The 8,180-nt window shown below is 58.2% G+C and carries 11 protein-coding genes; 5 read left to right on the forward strand and 6 right to left on the reverse strand.

All coding sequences use genetic code 11. The features are described from left to right. Positions 1 to 89: 89 nt before the first annotated feature. The gene (locus GWG67_RS33770; RefSeq protein WP_275173821.1) at positions 90 to 332 is read right to left on the reverse strand and encodes an acyl carrier protein; all 243 of its coding nucleotides are present in this window, start codon (positions 330 to 332) and stop codon (positions 90 to 92) included. Next, entirely contained in the window at positions 319 to 2,148 is a 1,830-nt protein-coding gene (locus GWG67_RS33775) for an HAD family hydrolase (protein WP_275173823.1), read from the reverse strand. The genes GWG67_RS33770 and GWG67_RS33775 overlap by 14 nt, the downstream gene beginning before the upstream one ends. A 180-nt stretch (positions 2,149 to 2,328) precedes the next feature. Between GWG67_RS33775 and GWG67_RS33780 the strand changes: the two genes are divergently transcribed. Together GWG67_RS33780 and GWG67_RS33785 are read left to right on the forward strand one after the other, a co-directional pair. Next, on the forward strand, positions 2,329 to 2,952 hold the full coding sequence (locus GWG67_RS33780) for a GNAT family N-acetyltransferase (RefSeq protein ID WP_275173825.1): 624 nt from the start codon (positions 2,329 to 2,331) through the stop codon (positions 2,950 to 2,952). A gap of 283 nt (positions 2,953 to 3,235) precedes the next feature. Further along, complete coding sequence (locus GWG67_RS33785) at positions 3,236 to 3,670, forward strand: VOC family protein (RefSeq protein ID WP_275173826.1); 435 nt, start codon at positions 3,236 to 3,238, stop codon at positions 3,668 to 3,670. On the opposite strand, the gene GWG67_RS33790 is transcribed toward GWG67_RS33785, so the two are convergent. After that, complete coding sequence (locus GWG67_RS33790; RefSeq protein ID WP_275173828.1) at positions 3,615 to 4,715, reverse strand: hypothetical protein; 1,101 nt, start codon at positions 4,713 to 4,715, stop codon at positions 3,615 to 3,617. The two genes, GWG67_RS33785 and GWG67_RS33790, sit on opposite strands and share 56 nt — an antisense overlap. Positions 4,716 to 5,047: 332 nt before the next feature. On the opposite strand from GWG67_RS33790, the gene GWG67_RS33795 reads away from it, so the two are divergent. Beyond that, positions 5,048 to 5,269 (forward strand): hypothetical protein, encoded by a 222-nt coding sequence (locus GWG67_RS33795; protein ID WP_275173830.1) that lies wholly within the window; start codon positions 5,048 to 5,050, stop codon positions 5,267 to 5,269. 61 nt (positions 5,270 to 5,330) lie between these two features. Here GWG67_RS33795 and GWG67_RS33800 read toward each other — a convergent pair whose 3' ends face one another. Both GWG67_RS33800 and GWG67_RS33805 read right to left on the reverse strand, forming a co-directional pair. Then, a complete protein-coding gene (locus GWG67_RS33800; RefSeq protein WP_275173832.1) occupies positions 5,331 to 5,672 on the reverse strand; it encodes an H-NS histone family protein in 342 nt (113 codons plus the stop codon). Between the two features lie 600 nt (positions 5,673 to 6,272). Beyond that, entirely contained in the window at positions 6,273 to 6,650 is a 378-nt protein-coding gene (locus tag GWG67_RS33805; RefSeq protein ID WP_275173834.1) for a hypothetical protein, read from the reverse strand. Between GWG67_RS33805 and GWG67_RS33810 the strand changes: the two genes are divergently transcribed. Continuing rightward, positions 6,640 to 7,386 carry a response regulator transcription factor gene (locus tag GWG67_RS33810; protein WP_275173835.1) on the forward strand — a complete coding sequence of 249 codons (747 nt, stop codon included), beginning with the start codon at positions 6,640 to 6,642 and terminating at the stop codon, positions 7,384 to 7,386. The two genes, GWG67_RS33805 and GWG67_RS33810, sit on opposite strands and share 11 nt — an antisense overlap. A gap of 12 nt (positions 7,387 to 7,398) precedes the next feature. Here the strand turns inward: GWG67_RS33810 and GWG67_RS33815 are convergent, their stop codons facing one another. Next, positions 7,399 to 7,671, reverse strand: a complete 273-nt coding sequence (locus tag GWG67_RS33815; protein ID WP_166517484.1) for a hypothetical protein — start codon at positions 7,669 to 7,671, stop codon at positions 7,399 to 7,401. Positions 7,672 to 7,901: 230 nt separating this feature from the next. On the opposite strand from GWG67_RS33815, the gene GWG67_RS33820 reads away from it, so the two are divergent. Beyond that, a partial coding sequence (locus GWG67_RS33820; protein WP_275173840.1) for a hypothetical protein occupies positions 7,902 to 8,180 on the forward strand: 279 nt, incomplete at its 3' end.

Consider the following 8,180-nt stretch of genomic DNA (forward strand, 5'->3'; position numbering starts at 1 on the left):
GTGGTGCCGCGTACGCGAAAGATCGGGACGCGGGATGCCAAAACCGGGTGGCGCCGCGTATTCCCGCCTTCGCCTTCGACATCTAGCTTTTATGCCTCCATCCGTTTCGCGATCAGATCGGCGAATTCACCCAGAGTCCGCGCCGCCTCGACCTCGCCAACGCGGAATCGTACGCGAAACTTCTGCTCGACGGCGATGACGAGCGAGATCTGCATGAGCGAGTCCCACTCCTCGACGTCCGCCGCCGAGAGCTCGGGCTTGGCCGCGACCTTCTCGAGGAAGATGCCGTCGAATACCTCCTGCAATTTCGCCAGTACTTCAGCCTGCTTCATAAGCCCTCCGGGTTACGCGTATCTTTGTCGAACGCACCTGATACTTCCCCACCTCGAGCTCGAACTCTTTTCGGGCGGCGGAGTCTTCCGTACGCACGAAGCCAAACGCCTTGTAGATTCCGGCGACGATCCCGTTCTTGGCCGTCGGAAGATAAATGCCGCGCACTCTTGCGCAGCCGGCGACCTCTGCAAGCCGAAAAATCTCATTCATGATCTCGTCCTCGACCTGGCGCTTGAGCACGCGGCAGCTCATGAGCCAGGTGTCGAGCACGAGGACGCCGTCCTCGACCTTAGCAATGACCACGCAGATGAGCCCGGAATCACCGAACCGGTCTTCGAGCCGCATCGTGAAGCACCGGTAGTCCGGTCTGCTCATCAGCCCCTGGATATCGGTTTCGGATCGGCGAACCGTTGTCAGGTTGAACTGGTTGCTGCGCGCGATCAGCTGCGCAATGCGGGGCAGATCGAGCGCGTCGAACTCCTTGATCGTGCCTCGCATCTCGAGCGAGGCGAGGTAGGCTGGCATGTCGGTCACGCTCGCCGCGAGCTCCGTACGTCGCCGTTCCTGGTTGTACTGCGCAGTCCGTCCGAGATCCTCCGCCGTGACGGTCCGCGGCTCGAAATGGCGTCCCGCCTGGAGGCGGCCGATGAATTCGGCGGGATCCGGCCCGAGGAGCACGCCTTGGACCTGAGGCTGAAACTGTCGCACAATCTCGATCTCCGCCGGGTTGTCATCGGCGAAGACAAAGCTGTCCACGCCAACGCGGAGTTCATCCGCGATCCGCTGCAGGTTGTCGGACTTCGGGTCCCAATTGGCTTTGAAGGCGGCGAAGTGCTCCAGCCGGAGAACCATCTCGGGATGCTTTTCGAATACCTCGATCGCGCGCGCATGGTCGTTCTTGCTGCACACCGCAAGGAGGACGCCGCGTTCGGAAAGCGAAAGGAGATACTTCTGGAAAGCCTTGAAAGCTTCGCCGCGGGGAGACGAGTCCCCAAGTTCGATTCCCTCGATACCGTCCTCCGCGATCACGCCGCCCCATAGCGTCTGATCGAGATCCAGCGCCAGCACCTTCTTAGGGCTTTGCTTACGGGAGGCGATCAGGTGGCCTAGCTCTTGCGCGACGTCCACTAGAAAATCAGGTGAGCCGGGCTGCTTCGATTCGTACCATGCTCGCGCATCCTCCGCGGCCGTGATCCCTCGGCGTGCCGAGAGAAACTCGACGTCGCAGATTTGCACCTCAGCTGGAGCCCGGAGCCCGAGCTCAAGGTTCACCGCCTTGCGGAAACTCCAATCGGCGCCAAGCGTGCGTGAACGAAACGAGCCGAGATCGAGGCCGCCGGGCAGCGCAAAATTTGCCAGTATCACTGCCGCACCTGAGCGTTCGATGAAAGTCTGCGCGAGGTTGAGGAGCTGCTCCGCGGCGCCGACTACAGCTTCGCGCTGATGTTGCACGGCGTCGAGGAGCGCGCCCGAAAAGCGGCAGTGGTTCGCGTTCGGCAGAATGAAGGCGAGGTCCGGCTTGAAGGCGTACAGCGGACTCGAGCCGTCGAGGACTTCTGAGACGAAATTATCGTACTCGCCAAGGAAGCGTTCGCACTCGATTCCACGAATGGCCAGGAGGTGTTCAACCAATTCGTGCAACGGATACAGATTGTAGCCGCCGATTAAGGCGAGGCGGAGTCTTGGCTGGACACTTTCAGTCGTATGTAGCTTCGCCTTCTTTCGAAGTGTCGACAGATAGAACATTTCGGAAAAGCTCGTGGCTTGCCGTGAGCGGGCGGCGAGATGCCCCCAGAACGCGGCATCGCCGGACACCGCTAAGGACTTGAGCTCGGCATCATTTACATGCCGGACCGGCAAGACAGGGACAGCAGCGAGAATGGCGAGCCTCCACCCAGGAAAGAAGCATCATTTTATCGTCAGGAACATTAAATAATGCTAGTGCTCAGGTCAATTTAAATATATTCAATGTGTGAATTAGGGCGAAATAAATAAATGACGACGCATATGGAATTGGAGCCGCCGAGCTCGGGCACGCTTTCCGCCAAAGCTGAGAATCTCAAGCGGCCTCCCGAGGGAAACAACCTGGTCCTCCGAGAGGTCCGGCTGGAAGACTCCGCGCAAATCATCGCTTGGCGGAACGATCCCGTTCTCGGCAAATTCATGACTCGAGAAAAGCTGACCTTGACCCAGCAGGAAGAGTTTTTCCGAAACTACCAGGCTAGGGCGGACGACTACTATTTCATTGCGGAGTTCAAGCGCTCGAGAAAACCGGCTGCCAGCATCGCCCTTGCGAACCTGGATTTCGCGGCAAAACGCGGCGAGGTGGCGCGGTTGATCGTCGATCCGGGTGCGCGCCTCTTTCTGGCCGAGATCTTCGATCTCCTTTTCGCGTTCGCATTCGTGCAGTTAGGGCTTTCGGTCGTCGTGGCCAACGTGCAAAGCAAGAACGAGTCCGCGAAGAGCTTCCATACTCGACTTGGCTTCCAAATCGAAAAGATTTCGCCGAAGGCTTGGTGGAACGGCGACGACGTGATTACGTTTCGGATGTCGCGCGAAGATTATCCGCAGTTAAAGCAGGCCTGGTCGGCGCTGCTTCTTGATGCGCGGGAAGGTTAACTGCCTCTAGCAACGGGCCAGAGCAGCGGAAGCAGCGCATCGAGCTTCTGGAGGCGTCGGATTTCACGCTGGAAATTGGGCTCGGGGACCCATCGCCCGTGCGTAAATCACGGACCCTTTGCTCCCTCCCATCTGCGGGGCGCCCGACCGAAATTCGTATTATTTACTCGCTCGCGAAGACCTCTACAGTCCCGATATTCTAACCCCTACCAAGGCGTCTTTTTTCCCCGCCCCGCAGGACGCACCCGTCTCCTTGCGCTCGCAAGGGAAGGAGGAATAGCAGATGGATTTGCATTTTCATCATTTGGGAATGGCGTGCCGAAACATCGCGGCGGAGTTGCCGGAACTCGCGATAGTGGGCTACAATCCTGAAGGCCCTATAATCGAGGACCCGATCCAGCAGGTTAGGATCCAGTTCGTGTCAGGCGGCGGTCCGCGCCTCGAACTCATTGAGCCCGCCGACGCACAATCGCCGGTGCAAGGCATCCTGAAGCGCGGCGGCAAATTCTATCATCTTGCATACGAAGTGGGTCGGTTCGACGACGCAATCGCTTACTTCAGGGAGCGGCAGTATCTTCCCGTATCGTCACCCGCGCCCGCGGTCGCGTTCGACATGCGTCGTATAGTGTTTCTCGCCTCCGCGACGCGCACACTCATCGAACTCATCGAGGCAAGGACGGGGTGTGAATCGGCGAAAGCTCGATCAGGGGCTCAGTAACGATTTGCGCGAATCCGTCAGTCGAAATAGGTCTACTGCGCCGAACGCACTCGGCAGCGCGCAGGCCGCCTGCCTGCAGTCTCACGATCGGTTCAGGGCCAATCTCCGACAGGAGAATGCCCATGTGCCCCAATGCGGGAGGCGCTGTTGGCCAAACGGCCAATCCATTTGCTGACAATACGGTTCGATCCATATCGCCCCAAAATTGCACGATAACCCCGCCGGCGGGCGCGCAAGCAGCGAGGTGCGTTGCTTCCGGCGAACCGATACGAGGCTGAGCCGCCGGTCGCAGCGCGACGATGATTGCGTCCCACTCGTCGCGATACACAGCTTGAACGCTGTCAAAGGTTTCCACGCTCGCTCCAGAGTTCGCGAGACCGGCGCGGAGCGAGCCAACAAAGTCATTGTCACACAGCACACCAATGCGATTCTTGTAAACGGGTAAACCGCAATCGTGAAGTTGCTTTACGCTCAGTGGACCGAGAAACGAGAAGACATCGACTGCCGGGTGGCGTTCGTTCACGCCGACAATCGGAATTCCGCGCCGCAAGCACGCTTGCATGTCGAGGTCGCTGGCGCGAAATTCCCAAGCCTCAAACATCAGGGCGATAACGGCCTCCTTTGATAACTTATCGATTAGCGCACCGGTAAGAGGCCGAAGATGGCCGCTGTTGGTTATAATATCCGTTTGATTCAGAATACCCGGGGTGATCTGCTCCAAAACGTCGATGCGATCGGCCACACCGACCGAATCTGCAAGCTCCAGAGTCTGTCGCCTGGCATCGCCCGGTGTGCCGTGCCGCGTAGGTTTCGTGAAGGCATAGACGTGCCTGGCTCCAGCCATCGCTGCCAGCACGGCCGTCACGGCATATGCGCCGGTCGCGGCCTCAGTGAGAACCGTTAATTCCGACAGGTCTAAGAGCGTTTCCGTCAGCGCTCGGCTCATCAAGGCTCCCAGACGCGGCAGCGAGAATCCTGGTCGCAAAGCCGTGTCGAAGCCAGACCGCAATTGCCCGAATGCTGCTCCGGTCCCGGTTCCGGTCATGAACTGACTTTCGTTTTTACACTTGGCGAGAGTAATGCTTTGTGCGCTGCATACGTAGTCGAGCTACCCTGAGCTCGTTGTGCGCCGAAAGGATTTTATTGGCGAAGGTTGCTTCCGAGCTAATTAATGTATTTATAACTATATTATTGCCGATTAATGTCAATGACGACCGCTGGGCCCGAGACGGTGCGGCAATGTAGCCTCATAGCTAGTAATGGCCGGTGCGCATTATGCCGTGACTGCGCGTCGGCATTTGAAATTCTGAATCAAAAAGTTAACTTATGTCCATTCTGCCCTATTTTCACCTCAGCGACGATTGGAGGAGGGCACTGATGACCCACCTCGACGCCGACGGCGAAGGCCGTCGTGCGTTCTTGAAAAGCTGCGGAAAATTTGCTGCCGTTACCCCTCCAGCCATGACGCTGTTGCTGTCTACCTCTCTGACTTCAGCCGCCATAGCCAGTTCAGGCGGCCATATTGTGCATGGCAACAGTGGCTACGGCAACGGCGGCGGTGACGGCAGTCCTAACAATAAAGAGGATCGCGATCGCTAGATTTCGTGGTCCATGGACGGCCGCGCCGTCGCGGTGTGTACGGCGTCGGGCCGGGCCGTGCTCAACCGGTCCGGCGGCGCTTGTGGATGGACGAGCGGTTAATCAACAAATCGTTCAGCTTCTTGCCGGCTCGGAGCTGCGCCTTCAGCCAGCGGGGTTGCTTGCCACGACCGGACCAGGTCTCGGACGGGTTTTTCGGATTTTGATACTTCGGCAGCACTGGCGGGTAGGGGCGGCGCGCGCGTTCCTCGTTGGGGGTCCCGGAAGTTCCCTCGATCCTGCGAAGCCGCTCTTCGAGCTTGGCTTTTTCCGCAATCATTCTCCGACTAAGAACAGCCGTCACCTCATCGTAAAGCCGCCACAGCTCGGCTGTGGCCGTGGATGCCCACTCGTCGTTCCCCATGGAAGCCGTCCCCACTACTTCCGATTTGAAATAGGAGGGGGGCTTATCAGGTCAAAGCCCCGTCGGGCAAGCCTGATCGGCCCGCGCACAGGACTCTAGTGTGCAGTGCGGTGCTTCTGGCGCTACCAGCCGGGCCTGTGCCTTCGACCGGCCGGTCGCCTCCCGGCCGGTCTCCGCCGGCGGACCCTTCGCATCGGGCCGAGCAGGCGCTGCTCGGCCATCGACACGCGACTACGTAAATTCTGCAATTCGGTGAATTGAACGATCAGAGATTCATGCGTTTGCCGCAAAACAGCCGAAGAATACATATGACCACCTACTCATTACCAGCGATGACCCGTGACCCCAGATTGAAGTTTGCCGGGTTGGCGAAAATGTCGCCCGAACTTTGCTGACCAGGTTTTCATCGGTGCTACTGCCGAAGCAGAGCCGTTGTCGTTCGAGACGTCTGATCAATGGTTGAAAAACTTCCATTCCTCATATTGATGTTGGATGAATAGTATTACTTTTTGGCCTCCTCTTCGTATTATGGGTCGAGGCTTTTCAGCTGCCTCGCTCCGGTCAAGTTTGTCGAATGTTAGATTTGAATCATGAATGTGACTATATATCGTTCGTAATAAGTGGTCGGCGATGAGCTTGATCGCGGTTAACCAATCCTGACAAGGCAGCCACATACTGGACCGCCAGATCTGCGGGAGAGTTTTGCAGATCGTAGCCAGCTGAGAAGGCGCTGTTTTGTAGATGAATTCGCTGCTTCGGATTTTCCATGGAGGACCGGAATCCTACGGTGCTGCACGCATTCTCAAAGCGAGTTACAGTGGTGTGGCCATCATGCGTTGCCGATGCGCCGTGACGAATTGACAGTGCGGCGTTTTGGCAGACGGATTGGTTGTGCTTCCCGCGTGTCTTGAGGTGAATGCAGGAATAAAAACTGCCGCGCGGGGTATCAGGAATAGGCAGGGGAAGCATGCGCCGCATCAGAGTCGTCATCGCGGATCGGCACCCGATCGTGTTGCAGGGGATCAGCAGCGTCCTTGCGGCGCAGCGCGATTTTGCGATCGTGGCCGCCTGCGGCGATACTGCAAGCTGCATTGGGGCCATCCGACTTCTGGTGCCCGACATTGCATTGGTCGATATTGCAATGCCCAGTATCAGTCGACCGGACATTCTGGCTATCGCAAACACCGCTGGCCAAGGTACCCGGGTCATTTTCTTCGCTGAAAAGGCCGGCGATCAACGGTTGCAGACGCTGGCCGCGGGCCGCGCCTGCCTCGTCCTCACGAGAGATGCTGAGCCGGAGATGCTGGTCGCGACCCTGAGGAGGGTTGCGGAACGCCAGGGACCAGCATCGCGGTCGCCGTGCACAGGTGGCGAGGTCCGTGGGGAGTCTCACACCGGTGAGGAAAAGGCTCCGACGCAGCTGACCGACCGGGAGCGGCAGATCATGAGACTTGTATCGGAGGGGCTGTCGAACAAGGAGATTGGGCGTTTCCTGAACATTACCGATGGTACGATCAAAGTCCACCTTCACCACATCTTCCAGAAGCTCGATATCAGCAATCGAACAGTTCTCGCGGCATTTGCAATTTCGCAAAACGGGCAACATGCGGCCGCACGTGAACTCGCCCCTTCCGGCCTACTACAGCAGGATTCGGCGGTTCGAAACTACGAGGACGTCAAGCGCGGCAATGTCCTTCCGGAACGTACGCGTTAGCTGGACATCGCATCATGCTGGGCGGTGAGCATCGGTTGCGGCGCGCAGATGCTCGGCCATGTTGCGGCAGGCTCCTTCGGCCTCAGCCAATGTTCGGAAGGGCGACCCGCTGATCTTGATCGCGCCATTGTTCTCGTAGAGTGGTCGCCAACTCGCCAAGTACCCGGAGCGTCCGTGAAAGCCTGGACCGGTAGGGCTCTCCAGGCTGATCACAAACGAGAAGCCATCGCCGCTCGCGCTCCAGATCTCCATGTTTTCGATGGGCCGGTGAAATTGCAGTGGCATGGCCATCATCCGTCGTGCGCTGCCCTTAACCAAGTTAAATCAGATATATGCATATTAATGTTATTTGAGACTCCAGATTGGGGCTCCGGCGCCGGGGGGTAGCAAACCCGAGGCCATGGAAATGCTGGCAATCTGCCGGTGGCGCACGCTTCGCAATCTCCACCTTTCAAACAAAAGTTTTGGTTGAAAGTCTATTTAATATATAATACAAATGAATGAAAGCGATTTAAATCGAGGGGCGCATCGTGACCCAAGGTGGCAATGAAGATGACGACCGGCGGGCGTTCCTGAAAACTTGCGGAAGATTCGCGGCCGTGACACCGCCCGTCATGACGCTGCTGCTGTCGACATCGCTGACTTCGACGGCCATTGCGCGTTCAGGCGGACAGAACGGAGCAACGCATGGCGACGACAGGGGCCAGTCGTTCTTCGACAACGATCGCCCATCCTCTGCAGTGTCGGGGTCCTCTGGCAGCGGGGCACCTGGAGGCGGTGGCGGACCTGGGGGG

The organism is Bradyrhizobium sp. CSS354 (assembly GCF_029051725.1).
Taxonomy (GTDB): domain Bacteria; phylum Pseudomonadota; class Alphaproteobacteria; order Rhizobiales; family Xanthobacteraceae; genus Bradyrhizobium.

What these genes read in the sequence shown, in the direction of transcription:
- GWG67_RS33770 (WP_275173821.1), bottom strand. Translation starts at nt 332, where the DNA reads ATGAAGCAGGCTGAAGTACTGGCGAAATTGCAGGAGGTATTCGACGGC.
- GWG67_RS33780 (WP_275173825.1), top strand. Translation starts at nt 2,329, where the DNA reads ATGACGACGCATATGGAATTGGAGCCGCCGAGCTCGGGCACGCTTTCC.
- GWG67_RS33785 (WP_275173826.1), top strand. Translation starts at nt 3,236, where the DNA reads ATGGATTTGCATTTTCATCATTTGGGAATGGCGTGCCGAAACATCGCG.
- GWG67_RS33790 (WP_275173828.1), bottom strand. Translation starts at nt 4,715, where the DNA reads ATGACCGGAACCGGGACCGGAGCAGCATTCGGGCAATTGCGGTCTGGC.
- GWG67_RS33795 (WP_275173830.1), top strand. Translation starts at nt 5,048, where the DNA reads ATGACCCACCTCGACGCCGACGGCGAAGGCCGTCGTGCGTTCTTGAAA.
- GWG67_RS33800 (WP_275173832.1), bottom strand. Translation starts at nt 5,672, where the DNA reads ATGGGGAACGACGAGTGGGCATCCACGGCCACAGCCGAGCTGTGGCGG.
- GWG67_RS33810 (WP_275173835.1), top strand. Translation starts at nt 6,640, where the DNA reads ATGCGCCGCATCAGAGTCGTCATCGCGGATCGGCACCCGATCGTGTTG.
- GWG67_RS33805 (WP_275173834.1), bottom strand. Translation starts at nt 6,650, where the DNA reads ATGCGGCGCATGCTTCCCCTGCCTATTCCTGATACCCCGCGCGGCAGT.
- GWG67_RS33815 (WP_166517484.1), bottom strand. Translation starts at nt 7,671, where the DNA reads ATGCCACTGCAATTTCACCGGCCCATCGAAAACATGGAGATCTGGAGC.